The sequence below is a fragment of the Streptomyces sp. TN58 genome, from assembly GCF_001941845.1.
Lineage (GTDB): Bacteria > Actinomycetota > Actinomycetes > Streptomycetales > Streptomycetaceae > Streptomyces.
Window position 1 is genome coordinate 3,720,226 of the sequence record NZ_CP018870.1, and the last position, 26,730, is coordinate 3,746,955.

At 72.1% G+C, this 26,730-nt stretch carries 24 protein-coding genes; 6 read left to right on the top strand and 18 right to left on the bottom strand.

What is annotated here, in order from left to right:
• Positions 1-27: 27 nt before the first annotated feature.
• The gene (locus BSL84_RS16815; protein ID WP_030027642.1) at positions 28-870 is read right to left on the bottom strand and encodes a hypothetical protein; all 843 of its coding nucleotides are present in this window, start codon (positions 868-870) and stop codon (positions 28-30) included.
• Positions 871-1,053: 183 nt separating this feature from the next.
• Between BSL84_RS16815 and BSL84_RS16820 the strand changes: the two genes are divergently transcribed.
• The 3 genes from BSL84_RS16820 to BSL84_RS16830 all read left to right on the top strand — a co-directional run bounded on the left by BSL84_RS16820 (position 1,054) and on the right by BSL84_RS16830 (position 4,455).
• Positions 1,054-2,337 carry an adenylosuccinate synthase gene (locus BSL84_RS16820; RefSeq protein WP_030027643.1) on the top strand — a complete coding sequence of 428 codons (1,284 nt, stop codon included), beginning with the start codon at positions 1,054-1,056 and terminating at the stop codon, positions 2,335-2,337.
• A gap of 161 nt (positions 2,338-2,498) precedes the next feature.
• A complete protein-coding gene (locus BSL84_RS16825; RefSeq protein WP_079273219.1) occupies positions 2,499-3,425 on the top strand; it encodes a PP2C family protein-serine/threonine phosphatase in 927 nt (308 codons plus the stop codon).
• A gap of 58 nt (positions 3,426-3,483) precedes the next feature.
• A complete protein-coding gene (locus BSL84_RS16830; protein WP_234308293.1) occupies positions 3,484-4,455 on the top strand; it encodes an MASE1 domain-containing protein in 972 nt (323 codons plus the stop codon).
• Positions 4,456-4,523: 68 nt separating this feature from the next.
• On the opposite strand, the gene BSL84_RS16835 is transcribed toward BSL84_RS16830, so the two are convergent.
• The 11 genes from BSL84_RS16835 to BSL84_RS16885 form a co-directional block, all read right to left on the bottom strand.
• Complete coding sequence (locus BSL84_RS16835) at positions 4,524-6,176, bottom strand: PKD domain-containing protein (RefSeq protein ID WP_159393525.1); 1,653 nt, start codon at positions 6,174-6,176, stop codon at positions 4,524-4,526.
• Positions 6,177-6,318: 142 nt separating this feature from the next.
• Positions 6,319-7,197 carry an alpha/beta hydrolase family protein gene (locus tag BSL84_RS16840; RefSeq protein ID WP_045320874.1) on the bottom strand — a complete coding sequence of 293 codons (879 nt, stop codon included), beginning with the start codon at positions 7,195-7,197 and terminating at the stop codon, positions 6,319-6,321.
• 171 nt (positions 7,198-7,368) lie between these two features.
• Complete coding sequence (gene kynU / locus BSL84_RS16845) at positions 7,369-8,643, bottom strand: kynureninase (RefSeq protein WP_079273220.1); 1,275 nt, start codon at positions 8,641-8,643, stop codon at positions 7,369-7,371.
• Complete coding sequence (locus BSL84_RS16850) at positions 8,636-9,481, bottom strand: tryptophan 2,3-dioxygenase family protein (protein WP_030032954.1); 846 nt, start codon at positions 9,479-9,481, stop codon at positions 8,636-8,638. Before BSL84_RS16850 ends, kynU begins: the two co-directional genes overlap by 8 nt.
• A gap of 166 nt (positions 9,482-9,647) precedes the next feature.
• The gene (locus tag BSL84_RS16855; RefSeq protein WP_030032952.1) at positions 9,648-10,061 is read right to left on the bottom strand and encodes a DUF3151 domain-containing protein; all 414 of its coding nucleotides are present in this window, start codon (positions 10,059-10,061) and stop codon (positions 9,648-9,650) included.
• Between the two features lie 1,001 nt (positions 10,062-11,062).
• Positions 11,063-12,085: a class II fructose-bisphosphate aldolase gene (gene fbaA, locus BSL84_RS16860; protein ID WP_030031672.1), complete on the bottom strand. Its 1,023-nt coding sequence runs from the start codon at positions 12,083-12,085 to the stop codon at positions 11,063-11,065.
• Positions 12,086-12,323: 238 nt separating this feature from the next.
• Positions 12,324-12,887 (bottom strand): orotate phosphoribosyltransferase, encoded by a 564-nt coding sequence (gene pyrE, locus BSL84_RS16865; protein WP_030031671.1) that lies wholly within the window; start codon positions 12,885-12,887, stop codon positions 12,324-12,326.
• A gap of 21 nt (positions 12,888-12,908) precedes the next feature.
• Positions 12,909-13,691, bottom strand: a complete 783-nt coding sequence (locus BSL84_RS16870) for an aldose epimerase (protein ID WP_075970655.1) — start codon at positions 13,689-13,691, stop codon at positions 12,909-12,911.
• Positions 13,692-13,922: 231 nt separating this feature from the next.
• Entirely contained in the window at positions 13,923-14,795 is an 873-nt protein-coding gene (locus BSL84_RS16875) for an SRPBCC family protein (RefSeq protein ID WP_075970656.1), read from the bottom strand.
• A gap of 32 nt (positions 14,796-14,827) precedes the next feature.
• Positions 14,828-16,471 (bottom strand): polyamine aminopropyltransferase, encoded by a 1,644-nt coding sequence (locus tag BSL84_RS16880; RefSeq protein ID WP_030026706.1) that lies wholly within the window; start codon positions 16,469-16,471, stop codon positions 14,828-14,830.
• Between the two features lie 157 nt (positions 16,472-16,628).
• Positions 16,629-17,174, bottom strand: coding sequence for a DUF2617 family protein (locus tag BSL84_RS16885; protein ID WP_075970657.1), 546 nt, complete (start codon positions 17,172-17,174; stop codon positions 16,629-16,631).
• A gap of 687 nt (positions 17,175-17,861) precedes the next feature.
• On the opposite strand from BSL84_RS16885, the gene BSL84_RS16895 reads away from it, so the two are divergent.
• Entirely contained in the window at positions 17,862-19,058 is a 1,197-nt protein-coding gene (locus BSL84_RS16895; RefSeq protein WP_075970658.1) for a pyridoxal phosphate-dependent aminotransferase, read from the top strand.
• A 220-nt stretch (positions 19,059-19,278) separates the two neighbouring features.
• Here the strand turns inward: BSL84_RS16895 and BSL84_RS16900 are convergent, their stop codons facing one another.
• Positions 19,279-19,818 (bottom strand): YbjN domain-containing protein, encoded by a 540-nt coding sequence (locus BSL84_RS16900; RefSeq protein ID WP_075970659.1) that lies wholly within the window; start codon positions 19,816-19,818, stop codon positions 19,279-19,281.
• A 165-nt stretch (positions 19,819-19,983) separates the two neighbouring features.
• Positions 19,984-22,575 carry an ATP-dependent chaperone ClpB gene (clpB, locus tag BSL84_RS16905; protein WP_030026715.1) on the bottom strand — a complete coding sequence of 864 codons (2,592 nt, stop codon included), beginning with the start codon at positions 22,573-22,575 and terminating at the stop codon, positions 19,984-19,986.
• A 121-nt stretch (positions 22,576-22,696) separates the two neighbouring features.
• Here clpB and BSL84_RS16910 point away from each other — a divergent pair, with 121 nt between their 5' ends.
• Positions 22,697-23,134 (top strand): pyridoxamine 5'-phosphate oxidase family protein, encoded by a 438-nt coding sequence (locus BSL84_RS16910; protein WP_030026717.1) that lies wholly within the window; start codon positions 22,697-22,699, stop codon positions 23,132-23,134.
• Positions 23,135-23,269: 135 nt separating this feature from the next.
• Here BSL84_RS16910 and BSL84_RS16915 read toward each other — a convergent pair whose 3' ends face one another.
• The gene (locus BSL84_RS16915; RefSeq protein WP_030026718.1) at positions 23,270-23,584 is read right to left on the bottom strand and encodes a hypothetical protein; all 315 of its coding nucleotides are present in this window, start codon (positions 23,582-23,584) and stop codon (positions 23,270-23,272) included.
• Positions 23,581-23,856 (bottom strand): hypothetical protein, encoded by a 276-nt coding sequence (locus tag BSL84_RS16920; RefSeq protein ID WP_030026719.1) that lies wholly within the window; start codon positions 23,854-23,856, stop codon positions 23,581-23,583. Before BSL84_RS16920 ends, BSL84_RS16915 begins: the two co-directional genes overlap by 4 nt.
• 84 nt (positions 23,857-23,940) lie before the next feature.
• Between BSL84_RS16920 and BSL84_RS16925 the strand changes: the two genes are divergently transcribed.
• Positions 23,941-24,996, top strand: coding sequence for a hypothetical protein (locus BSL84_RS16925; protein ID WP_051873063.1), 1,056 nt, complete (start codon positions 23,941-23,943; stop codon positions 24,994-24,996).
• A 73-nt stretch (positions 24,997-25,069) separates the two neighbouring features.
• Here BSL84_RS16925 and BSL84_RS16930 read toward each other — a convergent pair whose 3' ends face one another.
• Complete coding sequence (locus BSL84_RS16930) at positions 25,070-25,543, bottom strand: heat shock protein transcriptional repressor HspR (protein ID WP_030026723.1); 474 nt, start codon at positions 25,541-25,543, stop codon at positions 25,070-25,072.
• A 1-nt stretch (position 25,544) separates the two neighbouring features.
• Entirely contained in the window at positions 25,545-26,723 is a 1,179-nt protein-coding gene (dnaJ, locus tag BSL84_RS16935; RefSeq protein ID WP_030026726.1) for a molecular chaperone DnaJ, read from the bottom strand.
• Between the last annotated feature and the right edge of the window lie 7 nt (positions 26,724-26,730).

The following is a 26,730-nucleotide window of genomic DNA, read 5'->3' on the forward strand; positions in this document are numbered from 1 at the left end:
CTCGGCAGTGCGGGGCGGGGGACGCCGTCAGCGGGGCAGGGTCAGCGTCCAGGCTCCGGGGCGGAGCGTCCACGTACGGCGGCGGACCGGGCCGGTCATCTCGCCGTCGGCGCGGTAGCGGAAGTCCGCCCCCGACACCGTCACCGTCTTCGCCCGGGCCGTCACCGTCGAGCCGCCGAAGCCGCCGCCCGTGCGCACCGCGACCTCCACCGGCTCCCCGTCGCCCCGGGTGCGCACCGAGACGTCCGCCACGGGCTGGTCCACATCGGCCAGCAGCACCCCGTCCGCCTCCACCCGCAGCCGGTGGTGGCCGCCGCCCGCACCGCCCGCCGCCGCCACCGGGCGGGCCAGCGTCCGTACCAGCGAGCGGTACGCGCTCCACACCGACGGCCCGGCCGGCCGGGGAACCGCACGCTCAGGACCCCGCAGCGGCGGAATCCGCAGCCCGCCGAGCACCACCCCGTCACTGTCGTCGACCAGGAGGTCACACATGCGCACCGAGCCGTCGAGCACGGCGCGGGCCGCCGCGACGGCCGAATCGGGCAGGCCAAGGGACCTCGCCAGCGCCAGGGAGCCCGCCGGCCCCACCGGGACCAGCGCCAGCGCGCCCTCGCCCAGCCCCCGCTCCCGGTGCAGCAGCCCCACGGCCCGCACCAGGGCCCGGTCGTCGCCCACGATCACCGGCTGCCGATTACCCCGGCGGGCGAGCGCCCGCGCGAATTCCTCCTGGGAATCCGGGAGGCAGATCTTCGCCGCCGCGCCCGCTGACAACACATCTTTCGCGATCCGCACGGACTCGCCGTCAAGACGGCGGGCGACCGGGTCGACGAGCACCAGCAGACCGCCTACCGGCGCGCCCGCTTCGCTCATGGTGGGCTCTGGAGCCGACACCTCGGTCCTTCCTCGGGTAGCATCTTTGTGCAAGAGGCCCTTGCGCTATTGCGCCAGGGCCTTCGTCTATTCCGGGGCAACCCGTCCGACGGCTCAGCCCGCGTACATCGTCGTACGTCCCCCTGACCTTGGACATGCCCCATCCGGAAGAGGTGTACGCCTGTGCCCGCTCTTGTGCTGCTCGGAGCTCAGTGGGGTGACGAGGGCAAGGGAAAGGCCACCGACCTGCTCGGTGGATCCGTTGACTATGTAGTGCGCTACCAGGGCGGCAACAACGCCGGCCACACGGTCGTCGTCGGCGACCAGAAGTACGCGCTGCACCTTCTCCCTTCCGGCATCCTCTCCCCCGGATGCACCCCGGTCATCGGTAACGGCGTCGTCGTCGACCCGGCCGTCCTGCTCTCCGAGCTCCGCGGTCTCAACGAGCGCGGCATCGACACCTCCAAGCTGCTCATCAGCGGCAACGCGCACCTGATCACGCCGTACAACGTCACCCTCGACAAGGTCGGCGAGCGCTTCCTCGGCAAGCGCAAGATCGGCACCACCGGTCGCGGCATCGGCCCGACGTACGCGGACAAGATCAACCGCGTCGGCATCCGGGTCCAGGACCTCTACGACGAGTCGATCCTCACCCAGAAGGTCGAGGCGGCGCTGGAGGGCAAGAACCAGCTCCTGGCGAAGCTCTACAACCGCCGCGCCATCGAGGCCGGCCAGATCGTCGAGGAGATGCTCCAGTACGCGGAGCAGATCAAGCCGTACGTCGCCGACACCACCCTGATCCTCAACAACGCGCTGGACGAGGACAAGGTCGTGCTGTTCGAGGGCGGCCAGGGCACCCTGCTCGACGTCGACCACGGCACCTACCCCTTCGTCACCTCGTCGAACCCGACCGCGGGCGGCGCCTGCACCGGTACCGGCGTGGGCCCGACGAAGATCAGCCGGGTCATCGGCATCCTCAAGGCGTACACCACCCGCGTCGGCGCGGGCCCGTTCCCGACCGAGCTGTTCGACCAGGACGGCGAGGACCTGCGCCGCATCGGCGGCGAGCGCGGTGTGACCACTGGCCGCGACCGCCGCTGTGGCTGGTTCGACGCGCCGATCGCACGTTACGCCACCCGCGTGAACGGTCTCACCGACTTCTTCCTCACCAAGCTCGACGTGCTGACCGGCTGGGAGCAGATCCCGGTCTGCGTCGCGTACGAGATCGACGGAAAGCGAGTCGAGGAGCTCCCCTACTCGCAGACCGACTTCCACCACGCGAAGCCGATCTACGAATACCTCCCCGGCTGGTCCGAGGACATCACCAAGGCCAAGACCTTCGAGGACCTGCCGGCGAACGCCCAGGCCTACGTCAAGGCCCTGGAGGAGATGTCGGGCGCCCCGATCTCCGCGATCGGCGTCGGCCCCGGCCGCACCGAGACGATCGAGATCAACTCGTTCCTCTAGGCAGCAGCGGCACGAAGGGGCGGTGCGCCGTACGGCGCACCGCCCCTTCTGCGTGTCCGCCGCCGGGCTCGGCGGGCGGGGTGCGGGTCGGCGGAAATATGATGGGCTCGTCCTTTCGGGCGGCGGAAGCAGGGATGGATGCACCATCGTCGGAGCCTTCCATGAGCCGGCGCCGTCCCCCTCGGGTGGCCAGCGCCGACCTGCTGAGCATGCTCGGCCGACTGACCGCGCAGGCGCGGCAGGGCGTGGAGCTCCAGCAGGCCCGCGTGGAGCTGGCCGAGGCCCTGCAGCGCGAGATGCTGCCCACCACGCTGCCCTGCCTGCCGGGGCTGCGTACGGCGGCCCGGTACTCGCCCGCCCGGCACGGCCTGGACATCGGCGGCGACTGGTACGACGGGTTCCGGCTGCCGGAGGGCGCGCTAGCCTTCTGCATCGGCGACGTGCAGGGGCACGACGTCGACGCGGCCGCCTTCATGGGGCAGGTCAGGATCTGCCTGCGCGCCGTGGCGGCCGTGGTCGTCGATCCCGGCGAGGTGCTGAGCCGCGCCAACGAGGTGCTGCTCTCGATGAACCGCGACCTCTTCGCCACGTGCAGCCTGCTCCGCTTCGACCCGGACACGTGGGAGCTGGAGAGCGCCCGGGCCGGCCACGTCCCCGCGGTGTGGGCCACGGTCGACGGCCAGTACGGGATAGCCGAGGACAACGGCGGACTGCCGCTGAACCTCGTGCCGGGGTCGGCGTACGCGGTGACCCGGCGGCGGCTCACGGAGGCCGGATCGATCGTGCTGCTCACCGACGGCGTGGTCGAGGGCCCGAGGTTTCCACTGGAGGTGGGGCTGGAGCGGGTGCTGCGGGTCGTCCGGGAGGCGGCGGGCACCGACCCCGCCGAGCTCGCCGCCGAGGTGATGAAGGTGGCCGATTCGACGGGCCACGCCGACGACGCCGCGGTGCTCGTCCTCAGCCACGACGCCGCCGGACCCGCTCAGGCGGCCGGCCCGGAGCCGGAGGCGGGGCGCGAGCCCGGGAACGGGACGGCAACGGGACCGGGACCGGCGACCGGCACCGGCACCGGCACCGGCACCCCATGACCCCGCATAGCGCGTGTCACGCCCCACCCCGGCCCGCAGGCTGTTGTCTGATGCTGTAGTGCGCACCGAGCGATGGCGACGATGGCGGCGGCCTGCCGAAGTACTCGTGCTGATCCTCGTCGTCGCCGTCGCCTACTACCTCGGCGGCCGGATCGGCCTGCGCCAGAGCGTGACCGTGGACGACGCCCAGGTCACCCCCCTGTGGCCGCCCACCGGTATCGCGCTGACCGCCCTGCTCTGGCTGGGCCCGCGGGTCTGGCCGGGGATCTCCCTCGGCACCTACCTCGCCATCGAACGCATCAGCGACTTCGATCTCAGCGACGTCGGCATCATCGCGGGGAACACCCTCGCGCCGGTGTGCGCCTACCTGATGCTGCGCCGGGTGGACTTCCGGCTGGAGATGGACCGGCTGCGCGACGCGCTGGCGCTGGTCTTCCTGGGCGGCCTGCTGCCGATGCTGATCAGTTCGACGGCCGGTACCTGCAGCCTCGTACTCACCGGCGACCTGCCGTGGAGCGGCTTCTGGCCGGTGTGGTCGGCCTGGTGGGCCGGGGACGCCATGGGGGTGCTCGTACTGACCCCGCTGCTGCTCGTACTGCGCCGGGCCCGGCTGCCCCGGGACGACTACCGGCTGGTCGAGGCGTCGGCCCTGACGGTCACATCCGTGATCGTCTCCCTCGTGGCCACCCGCAGCCACCTGTCGGTCCTCTTCCTCGTCTTCCCGCTGCTGATCTGGGCGGCCGTACGCTTCCAGCTCGCCGGGAGCGCGCCGTGCGCGCTGCTGATCTCGGTCCTGGCGATCTCGGCGGCGAACGACCACGTCGGACCGTTCGTCGACTACGGCCTGCTGGAACTCATGGTCAACCTTCAGGCGCTCAACGGCGCGGCCGCCCTCACCGGACTGCTGCTGTCCGCGCTGGTCACCGAGCAGAACAACGTACGGCTGAGGATCGAGCAGGTCTGTGAGGACCTGGCCGAGCTGGTGGAGCACCTGGCGCCCGGCGGCAGGCCGAGACCGCCCGAGCACTGAGCGCCCCGGGGCAGGCCGTCCTGGGGCGCTCGGCGGTGGACCGGTTGCGGTCGGTTGCTCTCGTACGGTCAGTTGCTCTCGTAGTAGCCGAAGATGTCGACGACGAGGTCGGCGTTGTCCCAGCCCTGGTTCCAGAAGTCGACGATGCCGTTGTTCCCGGCGCCCGCCTGGACCAGGTTCGGGACGGTCTTGCCGGCCGTCCAGTTCAGGGTCGAGGCGGTGGGGCGCGCGGGGAAGACCTGCTGGCCGTTGCGGTACTGGTCCCGCGTGTTCGGGTCCGGGGCGACCGACAGGAAGCCGGTGCCGGCGGTGTTGGTGACGGTGGTGTTCAGCACGTACCCGGCGATTCCGGGCTCGTCCGCGGAGAGCGCCTGCCAGACGTAGCCGCGGCCCTGCATCGGGCCGTGGGGCCAGCGGGGGTCGCGGGTGTCGAGGAGCCGGACCGACGTGATCGGCATGTAGGAGGCCTTGCTGTCGCGGCTGTAGTAGCCGACGACGTCGACGATCACGTCCGTGCCGGCCCAGGCGCCGTTGCGGACGCTGATGCTGCCGTCCTTTCCGACGGGCACGATCACCGCGTTGGCGACGGTCTGGCCCGCGGTGAAGTTCACGTTCGACGTGATCGGGACGGTGCCGCCGCCGGGGAAGACGGACAGGTGGCCGGCCTCCCTCGGGTTGGTCACCGTCACGTTCAGCGCCACGGCCGTGACGCCCTCCGGAACACCGCGCAGGCCGCCGATCCGGGTGCCGAAGGTCTGCTGTCCGGGCACCTGGCCGCGGGCGGTGCCCAGGCCCTCGCGGGTGTCGACGAACCGGACCGGGGTGACCGGGGTGTAGCCGCCGGCCTCGGTCCGGGTGAAGTAGCCGGTGACGTCCGCGATGAGGTCGACCGACTGCGAGCCGCGGTTGGCCAGCTCGACGTAGCCGTTCTTGCCGACGGGCACGATCACCAGGTTCGGGACGGTCTGGCCCGCCTCGAAGTTGACGTTCGAGGTGGTCGGCTGCTCGGTGCCCTCCGCGAACGCCGTGATGTGCCCGGCGCTGGTGGTGTTGGTGACGGTCACGTTGAGGGCGACGGCGGTGACCCCCTCCGGTATCCCGCCGTTGCCTCCGACCTTCACCCGGGTCGAGCCGTACGGGGCGACCTTGCCCTGGACCGCGCCGGTGCCGTTGCGGGTGTCCAGCAGGCGGGTCGGGGCGTACGCGACGAAGTCCGAGCCGGCGGTCTGGAGCTGGAAGGTGTTGGCGACCTCGGCCTGGTTGGCCGCGTCCGTGACGGTGACCTTGACGGTGTACTCGCCGAGTTCCGCGTAGGTGTGGCTGCTCTTCAGGACGGTCGATCCGTACGCGTCCAGGCCGTCGGTGCTGCCGTCGCCCCAGTCGACGGTGACCTTCAGCGTGGAGTCGGCGCTGATGACGGTGGTCTCCAGGTCGAACGCGTGGGCCGTGGTGGCCGCGGCGTTCAGGACGAGGGCCAGGTCCGGGTTGCCGGCCGCCTGCTGGGCGGCGACGCCGCCTTTGGCGCCCGGCAGGGCCGTGCGTACGGATCGTTCCGCGGGGCTCTTGAAGGTCTTCAGGCTCGGTGCCGCGGCTTTGGCCAGGTCCACGGCGGGTGCGCTCACCCCCGGCGCGACCGGCTCCGCGGCCTGGGCGATGCCCGGCGCGAGACCAAGGGTTGCCGCGATGACGGCGACGGATATCACGAGACGGCGACTGCGCACCGGTCCCCCCATTTTGTTCTGTTTTCCGACACCAACTGGTCAAGTGATCAAGTGATCAAGTGATCAGATTACCGAGAGGGCCGGCCGACTCGGCCAGGTGTCTCATGCCTGGTCAACGCCGGCGCCAGGACGGCAGCTTCCGCTACCAGGCCAGCTGGGAGATCTCCTCCGCCACGACCGCGCAGGCGTCCGCCGCCGGGTCGATCAGCGGGAAGTGGCCCACGCCGTCGAGCAGGGTCAGCCCCACCATCTCGCCCGCCTTGGCCGCCGCCGCCACGTACGCCTCGGACACCTGCTGCGGCACCACGATGTCGTCCCGCCCCTGGACTACGGCTGTGGCGATGCCCGTCGGCAGCAGGGACGCCGGGTCGGCGGACGGCAGCCGCTCCTCCCAGTGGTCCGCGCCGCCCAGCAGCTGCGCGCTCGCGCCGCCGCACACGCCCAGCTCCTCCGCCACCGCGAAGTCGGCGATCGGCGCCAGCGCCACCACCCCGCGCAGCATCGGCGGGGCGGTCAGCCGCCACGGGGAGCCGTACGGGAGGACGTGCCGGGCCGCGGCCCACAGCGCGAGGTGGCCGCCCGCCGAGTGGCCGGTGACGACCACGCGGCGGACGTCGGCCTGCGGCAGGGCGGTCGCGGCGAGGCCCGGAAGCGCGTCCATCGCGGCGGCGACGTCGTCGAAGGTCTCCGGCCAGCGCCCGGCCACCGGCGCCTCGGCGTTCTGGTGCGGCAGGGAACTGCCACGCCGGTACTCCACGTTGGCTACGGCGAAACCGCGCCGGGCCAGGAAGTCCGCGAAGGGGGTGATGTGCTGCCGGTCGTAGGGCGCCCGCCACGCTCCGCCGTGCAGGACCACCACCAGCGGCACCGGGTCCGCGCTCTCGCCGCGCGGGGCGTAGAAGTCGACGACGTGGTCGGGGTGTTGCCCGTACGCGGCCGTGGCGTCCGGGGCCACCGCCGGATGCGCGAAGGCCGAGGCGGCCTCGGCGGCGTCCCGTTCCACGGCGGCGGGGTCCGTCATCGGCTCAACCTTTCGGTAACGCGTGGGACAGCGGGGACAGATGTTCCGGTGTTCCGGCAGAGCGGGACCGTATCAGTCTGGAACGGGCGGTTCTGTGCAGGGCCCGGAATACGACAGGGCGGACGGAGCCGTGGCCCCGCCCGCCCTGCGATGTGACGTTTCGCTACCGCGTCACCCGAAAATGTGACCCAGCGTGCGCGCAGCGCGCTCCACGTCGGCGAATCCGACGTAGAGCGGGGTGAAGCCGAAGCGAAGGACGTCCGGTGCGCGGAAGTCGCCGATGACGCCCCGGGAGATGAGCTCACCCATGACCTCGCGGGCGTTCCCGGTGCGCAGCGAGACCTGGCTGCCGCGGTGCTCGTGCTCGGCCGGGGTGACCGGTTCGACCAGGCCCTGCGGGACGTACGCCGCCACACATTCGAGGAAGAAGTCGGTCAGGGCGAGGGACTTGGCGCGCACCGCCTCGACACAGACGCCGTCCCAGGCGTCGAGTGCCGCCTCCAGCGCCAGCATGGACAGGATGTCCGGTGTGCCGACGCGAGCGCGGCTCGCGCCCGGCGCCGCCTCGTAGGCCGGGGTCATCGCGAAGGGATCCGCGTGGCCGTTCCAGCCGGGCAGGGGCGAGTCGAAGGCGTCCTGGTGACGGGTGGCTATGTAGAGGTACGCGGGGGCGCCGGGGCCTCCGTTGAGGTACTTGTACGTGCAGCCGACCGCCAGGTCGACGCCGTGCGCGTCCAGGCCCACGGGCAGGGCGCCCGCGGAGTGGCAGAGGTCCCACACGGTGACCGCGCCGGCGGCGCGGGCCGCCGCCGTGAGGGCCGGCAGGTCGTGGAGGCGGCCGGTGCGGTAGTCGACGTGGTTGAGGAGGACCACGGCGGTGTCCGCGTCCATCGCCTCCGCCGCGTGCGACGGATCGACGGGGACGACGGTCAGCCCGGTCAGCCGGGCCGCCGACTGGGCGATGTAGCCGTCGGTGGGGAAGGTGGCGGCGTCGACCAGCATCCTGGTCCGGCCGGGTGCCGCGAGGCGGGCGGCGCCGACGAGGGCCTTGAAGAGGTTGACGCTGGTGGAGTCGCCGACGACCACCTGGCCGGCGGCGGCGCCGACCAGAGGGGCGATCTTGTCGCCTGTCCGCTCGGGCGCGGTCCACCAGCCGCTCTCCTCCCACGAGCGGATCAGGAGTTCGCCCCACTGGCGGGCGACGACGTCCGCGGTGGTGGCGGCGACACCGGCCGGGAGTGCGCCGAGCGAGTTGCCGTCGAGGTAGACGACTCCGTCGGGCAGGACGAAGCGCTCGCGCAGCTTCGCGAGCTCGTCGGCGGCGTCCAGGGCGGCGGCGCGGTCACGCAGGTCGGCGGCGCCACCCGGCAGGTCGGCGGCGCCACCCGGCGGCTCCGTGGCACGGCCGGACAGCTCGGGGGCGCGGTCCGTGGACGTGTCAGACATGGCTGCGCGCCGTCCAGAGCTCCGGGAAGACGTTCTTCGTCGCGCGCTTCTCCAGCCAGGCCACGCCGGCGGAGCCTCCGGTGCCGGTCTTCGCGCCCATCGCGCGGCGGGTGGCGACCAGGTGGTCGTTGCGCCAGCGCCAGACGAGCTCGGCGACGTCGGTGAGGACCTCGCCGAGGCGGTGGAGGTCCAGGTTCTCGTCCGGGGAGGCGTACAGGGCGGTCCAGACGGCTTCGACCTCGGGAGAGGCCTCGTAGCGCAGCGACAGGTCGCGGTTCAGTACGGACTCCGGGACGGGAAGGCCGCGGCGGGCCAGCAGGCGCAGCACCTCGTCGTAGAGGCTGGGCTCCTGGAGGGCCTTCTCCAGCTCCGCGTGGACGCGCGGCGCGCCCCGGTGCGGGACGAGCATGGACGCCGACTTGTCGCCGAGCAGGAACTCCATCCGGCGGTACATCGCCGACTGGAAACCGGAACCCTCACCGAGGGCGCCGCGGTAGGAGTTGAACTGCGCCGGGGTGAGCTGGGCGAGCGGGCGCCAGGAGGCGTTGAGGGCCTCCAGCTCACGAAGGGAACGTTTCAGCGCGTCCATCGCGACCGGGATGCGGTCCTCGCGCAGAGCCTTCGCGGCGGTTTCCCACTCGTGGACGATGACCGTGAACCACAGCTCCATGACCTGGGTGGTGACCAGGAAGACCATCTCGCCCGGGTCGTCCGAGCGGAGCTGCTGGAGGTGGGTGAGAACGTCCGCCTGGACGTAGTCCTCGTACGGGGTCGTGCCGTCGAAGTCGAGGTTCGGGGTGTCCCCGCCGACTCCGGAGGCATCAAGGGTGTTCGACATCGCTGTCTCCTCGACACGTGCTTCCGGGTAGCGGTCCGCTCCTTCCGTGAGGTGAGTGGAGCCCCGGTCCCCTGCCCGCATCATAGGACGCCGCCACGCCGACGCTCCAGCGGGGAGTGACGCAGACCACACGACAAGCCCGCGCGCCACTCCCCGCTGTACGGCCTCAGGCGCTCAGCGTGTCCGCGGCCGTCTGCGACGAGTCGCGCAGGAAGGTCGTGCAGCGCTCGTACTCCTCCTTCTCGCCGATCGCCTCGGCGGCGCGGGCCAGGGCGTGCAGGGCGCGCAGGAAGCCACGGTTCGGCTCGTGCTCCCACGGGACCGGGCCGTGGCCCTTCCACCCGGCGCGGCGCAGCGCGTCGAGACCGCGGTGGTAACCCGTACGGGCGTAGGCGTACGACTCCACCGTGCTGCCGGCGGCGAAGGCCTCGTCGGCGAGGACCGCCCAGGCGAGGGAGGAGGTGGGGTGCGCGGCGGCGACCTCGACGGCCGGGGTGCCGGCGGCGATGGCCTCCCGGCCGGGCTCGTCGGGGAGGTGGGTGGGGGCGGGGCCCCCGAGGAGGTTCTGGTGAATGGACATGCCCCCAGTCTGCCGGGTGCGGTGATCCGCAAAACCCGCGCTGTCCCCTGGCTCCGCCCGGCCCGGCGGGTGCAGGACCTCGGGGGCGTAGGGCCGGGCCCTCGGGGGCGGCGCGCCGGGGCGGTATCCGCGGAACCCGCCGTCCTCTGGTCAGCCCCGGCCCGGGGGCGGAGGCCACGCGGGACCTCGGCTGCGCCGGACTGCGGGGCGCGGTGATCCGCAAAACGCGCGCTGTCCCCTGGCTCCGCCCGGCCCGCCGGGGGCGGAGGCCCCCAGGGCAGTGGCGCTGCGGGCGTGGAGGGCGCGGCCCTCGGGCGGTACGCCCAGTGCGTGGCCACGCGAACCCGGGCGTTAGCGGCACGCCAGGGCTCCGCGGAACCCGCCGTCCTCTGGTCAGCCCCGGCCCGGGGCGGAGGCCACGGCGCGGCCGGGGGAGGGCGCGGCCCTCCCGCGGCCGGGGGAGGGCGCGGCCCTCGGGTGCCCCGCCGGGGGCGGAGGCCACGCGGGACCTCGGCTGCGCCGGACAGCGGGGCGCGGTGATCCGCAAAACCCGCGCTGTCCCCTGGCTCCGCCCGGCCCGCCGGGGGCGGAAGCCCCCAGGGCAGTGGCGCTGCGGGCGTGGAGGGCGCGGCCCCTCGGGCGGTACGCCCAGTGCGTGGCCACGCGGGACCCGGGCGTCAGCGGCACGCCAGGGCGATGATCCGCACAACCCGCCATCCCCTGGCCCGGCCCGCCGTGGGTGGAGGACTCGGGGGCGGCGGCGCGCCGGGGTGGTATCCGCGGAACCCGCCATCCTCTGGTCAGCCCCGGCCCGGGGGCGGAGGCCCTGGGAGCGGCGGGGTGGAGGGCGCAGCCCTCGGGAGCCGCGCCGGGGCGGCGGCCACGGGCCGGCGGGGGCAGGCGGAAGGCCCGGCCTCGTCCTGCGAGAGGACGGGCCGGGCCTTGGGGGCCGACTGCTGCCGCGGCGGCAGCCGTCGGCTACTTCAAGCGGCAGCCGTCGGCTACTTCAGCTTGGTGCCGCTGGAGCGCAGGTTCGCGCACGCCTCGGCGACACGCGCGGCCATGCCCGCCTCGGCGGCCTTGCCCCAGGTGCGCGGGTCGTACTTCGACTTGGTGCCGACCTCGCCGTCGACCTTCAGGACACCGGCGTAGTTGGTGAACATGTGGTCCACGACCGGGCGGGTGAAGGCGTACTGGGTGTCGGTGTCCAGGTTCATCTTCACGACGCCGTTCTCCAGCGCGGTGGCGATCTCCTCGGCCGTGGAGCCCGAACCGCCGTGGAAGACGAAGTCGAACGGCGAGGCCTTACCGAACTTCTCGGCGACACCGGCCTGGAGGTCCTTGAGGAGCTCGGGGCGCAGGACGACGTTGCCCGGCTTGTAGACGCCGTGGACGTTGCCGAAGGAGGCGGCCAGCAGGTAGCGGCCCTTCTCGCCCAGGCCCAGGGCCTCGGCGGTACGGATCGCGTCCTCGACGGTGGTGTAGAGCTCGTCGTTGATCTCGTGGCTGACGCCGTCCTCCTCGCCGCCGGTCGGGGTGATCTCGACCTCAAGGATGATCTTCGCCGCGACGGCCTTGGCGAGCAGCTCCTGGCCGATGGCCAGGTTGTCGGCCAGGGTCTCGGCGGAGCCGTCCCACATGTGCGACTGGAAGAGCGGGTTCAGACCGCGGGCGACGCGCTCGGCGGAGATGTCCAGCAGCGGACGTACGTACCCGTCGAGCTTGTCCTTGGGGCAGTGGTCCGTGTGCAGGGCGACGGTGATGTCGTACTTGGCGGCGACGATGTGCGCGAACTCGGCCAGGGCGACGGCGCCGGTGACCATGTCCTTGTTGTGCTGGCCACCCAGGAACTCCGCACCACCGGTGGAGATCTGGATGATGCCGTCGCTCTCGGCCTCCGCGAAGCCCCGCAGCGCGGCGTGCAGGGTCTGGGACGACGTCACGTTGATGGCCGGGTAGGCGAACTTGCCTGCCTTCGCCCGGTCGAGCATCTCGTTGTAGACCTCGGGGGTTGCGATGGGCATCTGTCCGCTCCTTGGATGTGCGGGGAGTGTGCTTATTGCGGGCCCTGACCTGGGGGCGACGTCATCGTCGCGCCTATCTTTCCAGACTCCGCGCAAGGGTCCAGCCCGCCTGTCTCACGTGGTGGGCGAACGGCCCGGGATGTTTCACGTGAAACATCCCGGGCCGTTGGGAAAGGCCAGGTCAGACCGGCCTCAAGGGCGGCCGAGGGCCTTTGCGGCCCGTTGTCGCGGTGGCCGGTCAGGACAGCCCGAGGTCATCGAGGCGGTAACCGGTGAGGTAGCGCAGACCCGCCTCGGCGATCGCGTCGGCCGCACCGCGGTCGACGATCGTGGCCACGGCGACGACCTCGCCGCCGGCCTCGCGGACGGCCTCGACGGCGGTCAGCGGGGACCCGCCGGTGGTCGAGGTGTCCTCGACCACCAGGCAGCGCTTGCCCTTCACGTCGGTGCCCTCGATGCGCCGCTGCATGCCGTGGGCCTTCTGCGCCTTGCGGACGACGAAGGCGTCCAGGCGCTGACCGCGCGCGGCGGAGGCGTGCAGCATCGAGGTGGCGACCGGGTCGGCGCCGAGGGTCAGGCCGCCGACGCAGTCGAAGTCGAGCTCGGCGGTGAGGTCGAGCATGACCTGGCCGACCAGCGGGGCCGCCTCGCCGTCGAGGGTGATCCGGCGGAGGTCGATGTAGTAGTCGGCCTCCTTGCCGGAGGAGAGGGTCACCCTGCCGTGCACAACGGCCTTGTCCTTGATCTGCTGGAGAAGCGCATCCCGTGTGCCTGCCGGCCTTGCTTCGTTGACGTCACTCATGCCGACGAGCTTAATTGCGGGCTAGCCGAGCCTGCGCCATGTCCAGGTCGTGGAGACCTCCAGCGGGTCAACGGGGGTGACCAGGCGCGGAGCGGTGTTGATCCCGTTCGGCGGGCCGGACTGCGGCTCGACGCAGACGGCTTCGGCCTGCTCGTCGTAGACGACCACCCATTCGCACCGGCTGGTGATACGCAGCTCCAGCGCGCCGGGCCAGGTGAGGGTGACGTCGACGCCGTCGGGCATGCCGAAGCAGTCGTCCCAGGGGCCGGGCCGCGGGTCGATGCGCTTGCCGGTGGGGAGGTGGTCGGCGCCGCGCTCCTCCTGCCAGGCGGGGTCGAAGGACAGCTCCACGTCCTGGCCGCCGAGGTCGCGCAGGAACCAGGGATGCCAGCCGACCTGGGCCGGGAAGGAGTCCCCGTACGTCTCCACGCCCATGGTGAGGGTCAGCGAGTCCTCGGCGAGCGTGACGACCTGGGTGACCCGGCCGGGCGTCGGCCACGGGTCAGTGAGGTCGTAGGTGAAGGCGGCCTCGGTGGCGGTGGCGCCGGCCGGCCGCCAGCGAGCGTCACGGCCCAGGCCGTGGAGGGCGTGCGGCGGATGGTCGAGGGGCATCTGGTGCACGGTCGCGCCGTCGTGGAACCGGCCGTCCTTCATCCGGCCGCACCACGGGACCATCGGGAAGGCCCCGTACCGCGGCCCCTGGCGCAGCAGCTCGGTCCCGTCGATGCGCAGACTGCCGATCCGGCAGCCGTTCTCCTGGTCAACAGTCACCTCGGTGCCGCCGACGCTCAGTTGCGTACTCATGCGCCCGACCCTAGGGGGTGTCGTCGAAGTAGCGTCGGCCGCCCGTGAGGGCGGGGGTGGCGGGGTCCGGTGCGTGCGCTCGCAAGATTCGGAGGAGGGAGTCGACGCGGGCGTCGGCGACCGACGACAACGCGGCGAGCGTGCACACCGGACCCCGCCACCCAGACGGGACTTCGACGACACCCCTAAGGGCTGTCCGGCCGCACATACCGGGCTCGTCCCAGCCGCCGGTCAGCGGCGGCGGCGCAGGGCCCGGCCGATGACGACGGCCGAGGCGAGTGCGAGCGCCGCGGCGGGGGCGATCCAGCGCAGGCTGTCGCCGGGGGCGGCGGCGGCCGGTGCGGGAACGGGGGCGTACCGGCCGCGCGGGGGTGCGTGGTCCACCTCCTCGGCGCTGCGGCCGATCATGGTGCGGCGGGCGTGGGCGGCCTCGGCCGGCGGCCGCGGGGCTCCGTTGGCGTCGAGGTCCTCGAAGTCGCCGGCCAGGAACGGGTCCAAGGCGGGATCCAGGGACGGGGGCGGCACCTCGGTCTCGAAGACCGAGGCGCTGACCTCGGTGATGTCGTCACCGGGCTCGGCCTCGCCCTCGGCCTCCACGTCGTCGGCCTCCACGTCGTCGGCCTCCGCGGCCCCGGCGGCCTCCGCGGCTTCGGCCTCGGCGACGGGGTCGCTGGTAACGGATCCGGCGACCAGTTGGCGGGCGGCCCGGTCGAGGATCCTGCGCAGGGCGGTCGCCGCGGCGTCGGGGGCGAAGGAGGCGGCGCGTCCGTCGGCGGTGGCCAGCGCGGTGAAGTCCAGCCGGGTGCCGTCGGCGGCCGGGGTCAGCCGCAGGCCGAGGGAGAACTTCACGGTGCCGCTGCCCCGCACCTCCGTGCCCTCACCCTCGAAGGCGAAGTGGCCGGGGTCCTGTTCGGTGACGGCCGCGGATCCCCGGTAGGTGACGGTGCTGCCGCCGACCCGCACCTTCAGCCGGCCGGAGAGCGGTCCGACGCCCGTGTCGGCGTCCTGCTGGAGTCCCGGTACGCATCGGGCCACCCGGGCGGGGTCGCGCAGCACGGCGCGGAGGTCGTCTGCCGGTACCGGCACGAACACCTGATGCTCCATGCGGTCGAGCCTACGGCCTGGACCGCACCGGGTCACGAATACCGCGGATGCGGCAGCGTCGAGGGCGGAAGTCCGTCCACCCGGGTGCGCTCGGCGTCACGTGCCGCGTCCTGGAGGGATCCGCTCGACAGGGACCGCAGCGCGGGCGTTTCGCGGTCCACGCGCAGCAGGGGCTCCTGGTCGCGGGCGGCCAGGACGAACCCCCAGTCCCGCGGCGGCGCGCCGGTCCCCCCGCGGTGCGTGCGGTCGGGTCCGGCGGCGAATCCGGTCAGGCGGCCGCCCGCGCTGTAGGGGGTGGTGCGCAGGCCGGCGGCGCGGAGGGTGGAGTCGACGGTCCAGTACGTACGGGGCCGCGTCGCCAGGGGCCCGGCGTGCACGGCCATCCGGCCGCCGGGGGCCAGGGCCCGCACCGCCAGTCCGTAGAACTCCTGCGAGTACAGCTTCGTGCTGGGGGTGATGCCCGGGTCGGGGAGGTCGGAGACGATCACGTCGAAGCGCTCGTGCGCGGCGGGTCCGCGCAGCCAGTGGAAGGCGTCCTGGTGGACGACGGCCAGGCGCGGGTCGGCGAACACCCCGGCGTTGAGCGCGGAGAGCATGGGATCGGTGCGGGCGAGGTGGACCACGCCGGGATCGAGCTCGACGACGGTGACGGAGGCGACGTCGCGGTAGCGGAGCACCTCGCGGGCGGCGAGGCCGTCGCCGCCGCCGAGGACGAGGACCCGGGCGTGCGGGCCGGTCATCGCCGGGTGGACCAGGGACTCGTGGTAGCGGTACTCGTCGTAGCCGCTGACCCGCAGCCGTCCGTCGAGGTAGAGGTCGAGGGAGCGCGGCGAGCCGGTCGCGGGGCCGGTGAGCACCAGCTCCTGCACCCCGGTCTGGACGGCGACCCGCACCTCGGCTCCGTAGACCGCGCGTCGGGCGAGGCGCTCGAAGTCGTCGGCGAGGACGGTCGCGGAGGCCAGCACGACGAGGACGGTCAGGTTCGCGGCGATGAGCAGCCAGCGGCAGCGCCGGCTCAGGTCGTGGCGGAAGAGCCACAGGACCAGGCCGCCGCCGACGACGGCGTTGACCGTGCCGGTGAGCATGGCGCCGGTGAGCTGGCCGAGCATCGGCAGCAGCAGGAACGGGAAGGCGAGGCCGCCGACGAGGGCGCCCACGTAGTCGGCGGCGAACAGGTCGGCGACGGCGCCGCCCGCGTCCTGTCTGCGGATGCGCTGGATGAGGACCATCAGCAGCGGGATCTCGGCGCCGATGAGCATGCCGATGGCGAAGGAGAAGGCGACGAGCGCCGGCCGGGACTCCCCCAGCCAGGCGAAGCTCGCGTACAGCGCCATGGCGGAGAGGCCGCCGAGGAGGGCGAGCCCGGCCTCGATGACGCCGAAGCCGAGGGCGGGCCGGTGCCGGAAGCTTTTGGCGAGCAGGGAGCCGACACCCATGGCGAAGACCATGACGGACAGCACGACCGACGCCTGGGTGACGGAGTCGCCGATGAGGTACGTGCCCAGGGCGAGCAGCTCCAGCTCGTACACGAGCCCGCAGGCGGCGCAGACGAACACGGTGGCCAGGACCAGGAGTCGGCCGGTCCGGGGCCGTACGGGCAGGCCGGCCGTGACGGTCTCGGCGCCTCCCGGCTCCGGAGCCGGGAGGACCCGGCGCGGGACGGAACGGTCGATCATGCAGCGAACCGTACGTCACCGCCCACTCGCATCCGGTCACCCACATGGGTGCAAGTGGCGCACCGATTGGGCCAGTTGGCGTAACCAACCCGCATCCGGCCCCGCGGCGCGCCCGGACGGCCGCACTCCGGCGGCAGGCGCCTCTCGCCCGTACGGCCTACAGCAGGGCGGGCGATTCCAGGGCCGGCGCCGGGGCGCCCATCCGCACCCCGACCCGTGTCCGCGTGGCCACCAACTGCCCTTCCTGCGGGTACGCGTGCCACGTACGCCACCGCACCTGGCCCTCGTAGCGCTGGGCGAGCATGGCGGTGAAGGCGTGCGGGCTTCCGGGGAACGTCCCCGCTAGCCCGTTCGGGTGGTCCGCCACCAGTGCGAGGAGCTCCTGGGCCCGCCCGGCGAAGGATCCCCGCGACAGCGTCTCGACCCGCGCGGCGAACTCGTACTCCCAGTCGCCGACCCGCTTCGCCACACCGAGCGGCAGCGGCGTACTGCTGCCCGGCATGCAGGCGACCGTCTCCGAACAGAGCACGTCCTTCTCCTCCAGCAGAACCTGATGGGAGGCCCCGAGCAGGCGCAACTCGACCTTCGCGCCGGAAAGTTCGAGGTTCAGCACGGCCAGGGCGGGCAGCCGGTCCCGACCCAGGGCCCAGGCGAGATCGGCGGCACGCGTGTCGGTGTATGAGGTCTGGAGGGTCGTGAGCATGAGTCGGCTCCGCAAACGCGCGAGGGAGATGGGCCGGGGCCCGCCAGCGGTGGCAAACACGGGTGGGGGGAAACCGGCACGGGTCCACAGGAAGTCCAGGGAGGTCCGAGGACTGGTCTACTCAACCGAGGGAATCATGAAAGGCACGGCACTCACAGCGTTTTTACCCAACTTGACGGGGTTTACATCCCCCCGGGGGCTCGGCAGTTCACGTGTTCATAAGGTTGCGTTCCGCGCGTCGGGATGCATCGGCAACGCGCGGGACGCCCGACGGAAAACGGGCCGTCGGACGCCCGCGCCGAGGCGGCGCCGGCTGCCCCGTGTCAGCTGCCGCCGCCACACCCCCCGCCCCCGCACGACGAGGACGAACCACAGGAGGAGGACGACCCGCACGAGGACGACGAGCCGCTGCCCGACGAACCCCCCTCGCCCGCCCACCAGCTGCGCCTTCCGCGGCGCCGGCGGACCGGACGCGGACCGTACACGGTCCTGGGCCGTACGAGCCTCCACAGGAGGGCGACCCCCGCACACAGCACGAGCACTACGAAGACAAACTCCATGTCCGCCCCCTCTCTCACGCCCCGGTCCTCCCGGGGAGCGGGATCCCCGCGTCCCGCGTGCAGGGGGGATTCCCAAGGCCCGCACGGCCCAAAGCACACTTGAGCAAGTCCAGAGGTTGCCCGCAGGATGACGCCCATGAGCGCACCCGTGAGCAGCGACCGCCCCTTCCTCAACCGCCGCCTGGCACCCTTCGGCACCACGATCTTCGCGGAGATGTCGGCGCTGGCCGCGCGCACCGGGGCGATCAACCTCGGCCAGGGCTTCCCCGACACCGACGGCCCGGCGCAGATCGCCGAGGCGGCCTCCCGCGCGGTCCTCACCGGGCTCGGCAACCAGTACCCGCCCGGCCCCGGCGTCCCGGAGCTGCGCCGCGCGATCGCCGCGCACCAGCAGCGCTTCTACGGGCTCGGCTACGACCCCGACGCCGAGGTCCTGGTCACCGCCGGCGCCACGGAGGCCATCGCCGCCTCCCTCCTCGCCCTCCTGGAGCCCGGTGACGAGGTCATCGCCCTCGAACCGTTCTACGACTCCTACGCGGCCTGTATCGCGATGGCCGGCGCCACCCGTGTCCCGGTCACCCTGCGCCCGCACGGCGCGGCCTTCGTCCTCGACCTGGACGAGCTGCGCGCCGCCGTCACCCCGCGCACCCGGCTGCTCCTGCTGAACACCCCGCACAACCCGACGGGCACCGTCCTCACCCCGGACGAGCTCACGGCGATCGCCGCGCTCGCCGTCGAGCGTGATCTGCTGGTCGTCACCGACGAGGTGTACGAGCACCTGGTCTTCGAGGGCTCCCACACGCCGCTGGCGGGGTTCCCGGGGATGCGCGAGCGCACGGTCACGATCAGCAGCGCCGGCAAGACGTTCTCGTTCACCGGCTGGAAGGTCGGCTGGCTGACGGCTCCGCCCGAGCTCGTCTCCGCCGTCCGCACGGCGAAGCAGTTCCTCACCTACGTCTCCTCGGGCCCCTTCCAGTACGCCGTCGCGGAGGCCCTGGACCTGCCGGACGCCTACTACGAGTCCTTCCGTGCCGACCTCGCCGCCAAGCGAGACATCCTCGCCGACGGCCTCGCGTCGGCGGGCTTCGAGGTCTTCCGCCCCCAGGGCACCTACTTCATCACCACCGACATCACCCCCCTCGGCGAGAAGGACGGCCTCGCCTTCTGCCGCGCCCTGCCCGAGCGCTGCGGGGTCGTCGCCATCCCGAACCAGGTCTTCTACGACGACAAGACCGCCGGTGCCACGCAGGTGCGCTGGGCGTTCTGCAAGCGCACGACCGTGCTGCGGGAGGCGGCGGACCGCCTCGGCCGCCTGGGGCGCTGACAGCGGACGGCCGACTCCGGCGGTACCACCGGGCAGCGCCGAGGGCTCGCGTTCGGCGCGGCGGCTACGTGCCATCCCCGGCGGGCGGCGGCCGCCGTTAACGGCATGAGCCCGGCCGGGCTCCGCGGTCGGGGTGACCGCGGGGCCGGACGGGCTCAGGTACGCCTGCGGGGTCTACCTCCTGCTCTTCGCCGAGGTGCCCCGTGAGGGAGGGCCGGGGTCAGTTGCCCCCGCCGTCCTCCTCCTCGCCGTCGGCGGAGTCGATGTCCTTCTCCAGTCCGAGCTGCTCCGTGAGCCACTTGTCGAACTCGATGGAGGCGCGGACCCAGCTGACCGTGGAGGACACGAAGTGCTCCAGGTTGACGCCGGTGCCGATCAGCATCTGCGCCTCGCCGATCAGGCGGACCGAGCCGTCGTCGTGGGTGTGGCTGTAGACCTTCGGCCACAGGGTGCGACGGTTCCAGTCGTCGATCGACTCAAGGAGCTGCGGCTTCTCGTCGATCTTGTGCGGACGGTCGTAGAAGGTCCGCACCGAGAAGACCTGCTGCTCCGCTTCGCCGCGGAACATGAAGTACGTACGGAACTCCTCCCACGGCGCCGCGAGGTCACCCTCGTCGTCGACGACGTACTTGAGCTCCATCTGCTCCAGCAGCTGCTTGACCAGATCCTGGTCGGGGACGACGGGGCCCGCCGGTCCTGTGGCCTGCGGATCGGGCTGCTGCCCTCCGAAGTTCGGAATCGAGGCCGGGTCGATGCTCACCGTGTACTTCCCTTCGTGCGGATACTTGCATCCTCCCCCATCCCGCCCACCCCATGTCCAGCCCGACGGTCGCGTATCCGCTGCGGGCGGACAGGAGTGCACCCCGCGCACGTGCCTGTACGCGGGGTGCAGGGGCGGAGAGCCCCCGCGGATCCGGCGGATCCGTCAGAGCGCCTTGCCCACCAGCAGGTCCTCGCCCGCCGCGTCGACGCGCACGGTGTCGCCGTCGCGGACCTCTCCGGAGAGGATCTCCTTCGCCAGGCGGTCGCCGATCGCCGTCTGGATCAGGCGGCGCAGCGGCCTGGCACCGTACGCCGGGTCGTTGCCCTTGTCCGCCAGCCAGGCCAGGGCCCCGGGGGTGACGTCCAGGGTCAGCCGCCGGTCGGCCAGCCGCTTGGCGAGGCGGCCGATCTGCAGCTCGGCGATGTGCGCCAGCTCGTCGCGGCTCAGCGCGGAGAAGACCACCAGGTCGTCCAGGCGGTTGAGGAACTCCGGCTTGAAGCTCGCCCGGACCACGTCCAGGACCTGCTGCTTCTTCTGGTCGGCCGGGGTTACCGGGTCCATCAGAAACTGGCTGCCCAGGTTCGAGGTCAGGATCAGGATGGTGTTGCGGAAGTCCACCGTCCGGCCCTGGCCGTCCGTGAGCCGGCCGTCGTCGAGGACCTGGAGCAGGATGTCGAAGACCTCCGGGTGCGCCTTCTCCACCTCGTCGAGGAGCACCACGCTGTACGGGCGCCGCCGGACCGCCTCGGTGAGCTGGCCGCCCTCCTCGTAGCCGACGTAGCCGGGCGGGGCGCCGACGAGGCGGGCCACGCTGTGCTTCTCGGAGTACTCCGACATGTCGATGCGGACCATGGCCCGCTCGTCGTCGAAGAGGAAGTCGGCGAGCGCCTTGGCCAACTCCGTCTTGCCCACGCCCGTCGGGCCGAGGAAGAGGAACGAGCCGGTCGGCCGGTCCGGGTCGGCGATGCCGGCGCGGGTGCGGCGTACGGCGTCGGAGACGGCCCGTACGGCCTCGGTCTGACCGATCAGGCGGCGGCCCAGCTCGTCCTCCATGCGGAGCAGCTTCTGGGTCTCCCCCTCCAGCAGCCGGCCGGCGGGGATGCCGGTCCAGGCGCCCACCACGTCCGCGATGTCGTCGGGGCCGACCTCGTCCTTGACCATGGAGTCCTTGGCGCTCTCGGCGGCGGCCTCCTCCTCGGTGGCCTCGGCCAGCTCGCGCTCCAGCTGCGGGATCTCCCCGTACAGGAGCTTGGAGGCAGAGTCGAAGTCGCCGTCGCGCTGGGCGCGCTCGGCCTGGCCGCGCAGGTCGTCCAGGCGCTCCTTGAGCTCGCCGACCCGGTTGAGGGACTGCTTCTCCTTCTCCCAGCGGGCGGTCAGGCCGCGCAGCTCCTCCTCCCGGTCGGCGAGGTCCTTGCGGATCTTGTCGAGGCGCTCGCGCGAGGCCGGGTCGGACTCGTTGTTCAGCGCCAGCTCCTCCATCCGCAGGCGGTCCACCGAGCGCTGGAGCTCGTCGATCTCGACGGGCGAGGAGTCGATCTCCATGCGCAGCCGGGACGCGGCCTCGTCGACGAGGTCGATGGCCTTGTCGGGCAGGAAGCGGGAGGTGATGTACCGGTCGGAGAGGGTCGCGGCGGCGACCAGCGCGCTGTCGTTGATGACCACCTTGTGGTGGGCCTCGTAGCGGCCCTTGAGCCCGCGCAGGATCGCGATCGTGTCCTCGACGGACGGCTCGGCGACCAGCACCTGCTGGAAGCGCCGCTCCAGGGCCGGGTCCTTCTCGATGCGCTCGCGGTACTCGTCGAGGGTGGTCGCGCCGACCATGCGGAGCTCGCCGCGGGCCAGCATGGGCTTGAGCATGTTGCCGGCGTCCATCGCGGAGTCGCCGCCGGCGCCCGCGCCGACGACCGTGTGCAGCTCGTCGATGAAGGTGATGATCTGGCCCTCGCTGGACTTGATCTCCGCGAGGACGGTCTTGAGCCGCTCCTCGAACTCGCCGCGGTACTTCGCGCCGGCGACCATGGCGCCGAGGTCGAGGGCGACGAGCCGCTTGTTCTTCAGGGATTCGGGCACGTCACCCTTGACGATGCGCTGGGCCAGGCCCTCGACGACGGCCGTCTTGCCGACGCCGGGCTCGCCGATGAGCACCGGGTTGTTCTTCGTACGGCGTGACAGGACCTGCACGACGCGGCGGATCTCGTGGTCGCGGCCGATGACCGGGTCGAGCTTGCCGTCGCGGGCGGCCGCCGTGAAGTCGGTGCCGAACTTCTCCAGGGCCTTGTACTGGCCCTCGGGGTCGGGGGTGGTCACCCGCCGTGCTCCTCGTGTGTTCTGGAAGGCGTCCAGCAGCTTGCGCGCCGTCGCCCCCTGGGTGGAAAGGACCTCGCCGGCCGCGCCGCCCTTGGCGGCGATGGCGATGAGCAGGTGCTCGGTGGAGAGGTACTCGTCGCCGAGCTTGCCGGCCTCGCTGTCGGCCTCGGCGAGCACGGCGAGCAGCTCGCGGGTGGGCTGCGGGGGCGCGACCGTGGAGCCGGTGACGCTGGGCAGGGCGGCGAGGAGGCGTTCGGCGCCGCTGCGCACGGCGGCCTGGTCCGCGTCCGTGGCGATCAGCAGGTCGATCAGGTTCTCGTTGTCCTCGCCGGCGAGCAGGGCCAGCAGCAGGTGTGCGGGGGTGAGGTCCGCGTGGCCGTCCTTGACGGCCCTGCCGGTGGCCGCGTTCAGCGCGTCGCGGCTCTTGTTGGTCAGCTCGGCGTCCACTGCGCCTTCTCCTCTCCGAGGGATGCACCGCTGGGTGGGTCTGACAGAGTCAGCGTATGCAAAGTTGAGTCTATTCCACTCAAGGCAGTTGAGGGGAACCCTTCCCCGTACCCTTCGGCCCATGTCCCATGACGTACTCAACCCGACGCCCGAGTACCTCGCCTTCTGGCGGGAGCGCCACGTCTGCACCCTGACCACCCCGCGCCCCGACGGGACCCCGCACGTGGTGCCGGTGGGCGTGACCTACGACCCGGAGGCCGGCCTGGCCCGGGTGATCAGCAACAAGAACAGCAAAAAGGTCCGCAACGTCCTGGCGGCGCAGACCGCGCAGACCGCGCAGGACGGCGGCGCTGCGGGCGGCGGGGCGCGGGTGGCGGTCTGCCAGATGGAGGGGCGCCGCTGGGCCACGCTGGAGGGCCGTGCGGTGATCCGCACGGACGAGGCGTCGGTCGCCGACGCGGTGGCGCGCTACGCGGAGCGGTACGGGCGGACCCCGTCGCCCAATCCCGACCGTGTGGTCATGGAGATCACCCTGGACCGGGCCATGGGTCGCGCATGAGCCGTTGACGTTTCATCTTTGTCCGGTTCACGCACTGGACGCGGGCATCACAACGGCGCCATCGTGGTCAGGTCCACGACGGCGCCGTTGTGTGGGGGTAGCGCCTGAGCGATCTGGAACGACGGGGGAATCGCTTCAGGCACTGCGGGGGGTGGCGGTGGTGATGTCGGGCTCGAAGAGCTGGTGGTCCCGCTGATCGAGATTGACGAAGACCATCCCGTAGCGCACCTCGCAGCGGACGGGCTGCGGCGCGCCGCGCGGGCGGCGCAGGCACCGGTAGGCACGGACGTCCTCGTCCTCCTCGCGCACGATGACGATGGGCTGGCCGAAGAGGGTGACCATCAGCGAGTCGCCGGGGTGGGGGATGGCCGTGGCGAGGTCGATGAACTGCCAGCCCGAGCGGTATGCCGACGCCATCTCGCGGCGGAAGCCGCGGTCGTCGGGGGTCATGCGGACACCGTCGCAGGAGCCTCGGTCCAGCCCGTGTCGTCCTTACCGCCCAGCTCGGCGGCGGTCCAGCCGGTGTCCGCGTACTTGCCCACGGGCGCCGTGGTCCAGCCGGTGTCGAACTCCGTGCTCGTCAGGCTCGTACCCTGACCGTCCCTAGCGCTCCCCGCGTCACTTTCGACGGCGCTGACTGCCCCAAAAACCGCAACGGCGGAGAAACCTATGGCAAGCACCGAGCGAAGCATTCTCTTGTACATGGTCGGCTTCGTCCTCACTTGATGGAATCCTCTCCCCCGCGTGACAGACGATGGCTCATTCAGGCACGTCAATGCCACAGGGACGATGCATCATGTTCTTGCATGTTCAGGACCCTGGGGGGTGGAGATTTGACGCAAAAACCGACAAAGGCGACACATCCCCACCCCGTCACGTCCATGTGCGCCGAGGGGACCCGGCTGTACGCCGCCGCCCTGAGCACCGGCCGGATAGCCCGGGGAGAGATCCAGAACGCCCCCTGCCTGCTGGAACTCGCCCTTCTGCAGCCCGACCCGGATGACGCCAACCAGCTCCGCCCGGTTCCCCCGTCCGTGGCTTTGGCTCAACGGCTCCATCCGATTGAACGCGAGATCCAGGACCGCCGACGCAGCGCTGTAGATCTCACCGACACTTTCGAGCCTTTCCTCGCCATCAGCGCACAGAGCCCGGCCGACACCCATGCCATCACGGTGCTGGAGGGTTTCGAACGGATCAACGCCGCGCTGAACCTCGCCACGGCCGAATGCCACACCGAGGTGCTGACGGTCCAGCCGGGCGGAGCGCGGCCTTCCGAGGCCCTCACACAGGCCCTGGAGCGCGACCAGCCGCTGATCGACCGCGGGGTCAGCATACGGACCCTCTACCAGCACACCGCCCGGCACAGCCAGGGCACCCTCGCCTACGTGGACCGGATCTCCACCGGCAAGGTCGAGATCCGCACCCTCGAAGAGCTGATAGAGCGCCTGATCATCTTCGACCGCACCGTCGCCTTCATCCCGGTGAGCGACGACCGCCGGGTCGCGCTGGAACTGCGCCACCCCGGCCTCGTCGACTACCTCATCAAGGTCTTCGAGCAGCTCTGGCACCGCGCCGTCCCGCTCACCGAGGAGGTGACGTACCGCAGCACCCCGGGCGGCGTCACCGGCGTGCAGCGCACCATCGCCCAGCTCCTCATCGAGGGGCACGTGGACGAGGCCATAGCCCGCCGCCTCGGCATGAACGTCCGCACCTGCCGCGCCCACATCGCCAAGCTCGCCACCACCCTCGGCAGCGGCAGCCGCGCCCAGCTCGGCTACCTGATAGCCCGCTCGGGCATCCTGGGCCGCCCCTCGGCCCCCGAGGAGGGCGAGGACGCCGGGCCTGACCACGAAGGCCTCTAGAACGCGCCGCAGGCCCCGCCCGGGGAAGGGCGGGGCCTGCGGGTGTACTTCCGGGGCCGGGGCGGCTTGCCGCTCAGTCCAGCGGGCGCTTGGGGCTCGGGCGCCAGACGACCAGGGCGCTGCCCGGCTGCGGGGGCTGGTACGGGACCAGGTCCCGGCGGTACGAGGCGTGTACCTGGGCCTCGCGGGCCCGCAGCGTGGCTGCCGCGCCGTCCACCGCGGCGGAGAGCTCGGCGACGCGCTGCTGGAGCGCGGCCACCTGGTTCTCCAGTTCGATGATCCGCTTGATGCCCGCCAGGTTGATGCCCTCGTCCTGGGACAGCGTCTGCACCGTGCGCAGCAGCTCGATGTCCCGGGCCGAGTAGCGCCGGCCGCGGCCGGCCGTACGGTCCGGGGAGACCAGGCCGAGGCGGTCGTACTGGCGGAGGGTCTGCGGGTGCAGGCCCGAGAGCTGGGCGGCCACCGAGATCACGTAGACCGGGGTCTCGTCGGTGAGTGGGTAGGCACCGCCCCCCAGACGGGAAGACTGTCGTCGGCGGCCGTCCATGTCATGCTCCCTTCGCGGACTCGAACAGCGCGGAGCGCGGGTCCTGCGACTCCGTCGCCTCGCGGTACATCTCCAGCGCCTCGCGTGCCTTGTCGGACAGCTCGGTCGGAACCGCGACCTCCACGGTGACGAGGAGGTCCCCGCGGGTGCCGTCCTTGCGGACCGCGCCCTTGCCGCGGGCCCGCATCGTACGCCCGTTCGGGGTGCCCGGGGGAAGTTTCAGCGTCACCGCGGGGCCGTTCAGGGTCGGGACCCTGATGTCGGCGCCCAGCGCGGCCTCGGCGAACGTCACGGGGACGGTCACCGTCAGGTTGTCGTCCTTGCGGCCGAAGACCGGGTGGGTTCCGACGTGGACCACCACGTACAGGTCGCCGGCCGGACCGCCCCGCTCGCCCGGTGCGCCCTTGCCGCGCAGCCGGATCCGCTGGCCGTCGGAGACGCCCGCCGGGATCCGGACCTGCATGGTGCGGGAGCTGCGGGCCCGGCCGCTGCCCTTGCAGACGTCGCAGGGGGTCTCCGCGATCAGGCCGCGGCCCTTGCAGTCCGCGCAGGGGTCCGTCAGCGAGAAGCCGCCGCCGCTGCCGCGCGAGACCTGGCCGGTGCCGACGCAGGTCGGGCACACCCTGGGCGTGCCGTTCTTGTCGCCGGTGCCCGAACAGGCCTTGCAGGGCGCCTGCGAGGACATCCGCAGCGGGACCGTGGCCCCGTCCACCGCCTCGGTGAAGGAGAGGGTGACCTCCGACTCGATGTCCTGGCCGCGGCGCGGCTGGGTACGGGTGCCCGCACCCGGGCCGGCGCCGCGGTTGAAGAGGCCGCCGAAGACGTCGCCCAGGCCGCCGCCGAAGCCGCCGGCCTGACCGCCCTGCTGGGTGCCCCCGAAGAGGTCGCCCAGGTCGAAGTTGAACGAGCCGCCGCCGCCCGGCCCGGGGCGGAAGCCGCCGTTGCCGAACAGCGCGCGCGCCTCGTCGTACTCCTTGCGCTTCTTGGCGTCCCCGAGGACGTCGTTCGCCTCGGAGATCTCCTTGAAGCGCGCCTCGGCGGAGGCGTCGCCCTTGTTGGCGTCCGGGTGGTACTCGCGAGCGAGCTTCCGGTACGCCTTCTTGATCTCGGCCTCGGTGGCGTCCTTCGGGACACCGAGGACCTTGTAGTAGTCCTTCTCCACGAAGTCCTTCGTGCTCATCCCCGGT

What these genes read in the sequence shown, in the direction of transcription:
- pyrE (WP_030031671.1), bottom strand. Translation starts at nt 12,887, where the DNA reads ATGAGTGACGTCAACGAAGCAAGGCCGGCAGGCACACGGGATGCGCTT.
- fbaA (WP_030031672.1), bottom strand. Translation starts at nt 12,085, where the DNA reads ATGCCCATCGCAACCCCCGAGGTCTACAACGAGATGCTCGACCGGGCG.
- BSL84_RS16895 (WP_075970658.1), top strand. Translation starts at nt 17,862, where the DNA reads ATGACGCCCATGAGCGCACCCGTGAGCAGCGACCGCCCCTTCCTCAAC.
- kynU (WP_079273220.1), bottom strand. Translation starts at nt 8,643, where the DNA reads ATGTCTGACACGTCCACGGACCGCGCCCCCGAGCTGTCCGGCCGTGCC.
- dnaJ (WP_030026726.1), bottom strand. Translation starts at nt 26,723, where the DNA reads ATGAGCACGAAGGACTTCGTGGAGAAGGACTACTACAAGGTCCTCGGT.
- BSL84_RS16870 (WP_075970655.1), bottom strand. Translation starts at nt 13,691, where the DNA reads ATGAGTACGCAACTGAGCGTCGGCGGCACCGAGGTGACTGTTGACCAG.
- BSL84_RS16875 (WP_075970656.1), bottom strand. Translation starts at nt 14,795, where the DNA reads ATGGAGCATCAGGTGTTCGTGCCGGTACCGGCAGACGACCTCCGCGCC.
- BSL84_RS16825 (WP_079273219.1), top strand. Translation starts at nt 2,499, where the DNA reads ATGAGCCGGCGCCGTCCCCCTCGGGTGGCCAGCGCCGACCTGCTGAGC.
- BSL84_RS16855 (WP_030032952.1), bottom strand. Translation starts at nt 10,061, where the DNA reads ATGTCCATTCACCAGAACCTCCTCGGGGGCCCCGCCCCCACCCACCTC.
- BSL84_RS16880 (WP_030026706.1), bottom strand. Translation starts at nt 16,471, where the DNA reads ATGATCGACCGTTCCGTCCCGCGCCGGGTCCTCCCGGCTCCGGAGCCG.
- BSL84_RS16885 (WP_075970657.1), bottom strand. Translation starts at nt 17,174, where the DNA reads ATGCTCACGACCCTCCAGACCTCATACACCGACACGCGTGCCGCCGAT.
- BSL84_RS16930 (WP_030026723.1), bottom strand. Translation starts at nt 25,543, where the DNA reads ATGGACGGCCGCCGACGACAGTCTTCCCGTCTGGGGGGCGGTGCCTAC.
- BSL84_RS16925 (WP_051873063.1), top strand. Translation starts at nt 23,941, where the DNA reads ATGTTCAGGACCCTGGGGGGTGGAGATTTGACGCAAAAACCGACAAAG.
- BSL84_RS16915 (WP_030026718.1), bottom strand. Translation starts at nt 23,584, where the DNA reads ATGACCCCCGACGACCGCGGCTTCCGCCGCGAGATGGCGTCGGCATAC.
- BSL84_RS16815 (WP_030027642.1), bottom strand. Translation starts at nt 870, where the DNA reads ATGAGCGAAGCGGGCGCGCCGGTAGGCGGTCTGCTGGTGCTCGTCGAC.
- BSL84_RS16850 (WP_030032954.1), bottom strand. Translation starts at nt 9,481, where the DNA reads ATGTCGAACACCCTTGATGCCTCCGGAGTCGGCGGGGACACCCCGAAC.
- BSL84_RS16910 (WP_030026717.1), top strand. Translation starts at nt 22,697, where the DNA reads ATGTCCCATGACGTACTCAACCCGACGCCCGAGTACCTCGCCTTCTGG.
- BSL84_RS16840 (WP_045320874.1), bottom strand. Translation starts at nt 7,197, where the DNA reads ATGACGGACCCCGCCGCCGTGGAACGGGACGCCGCCGAGGCCGCCTCG.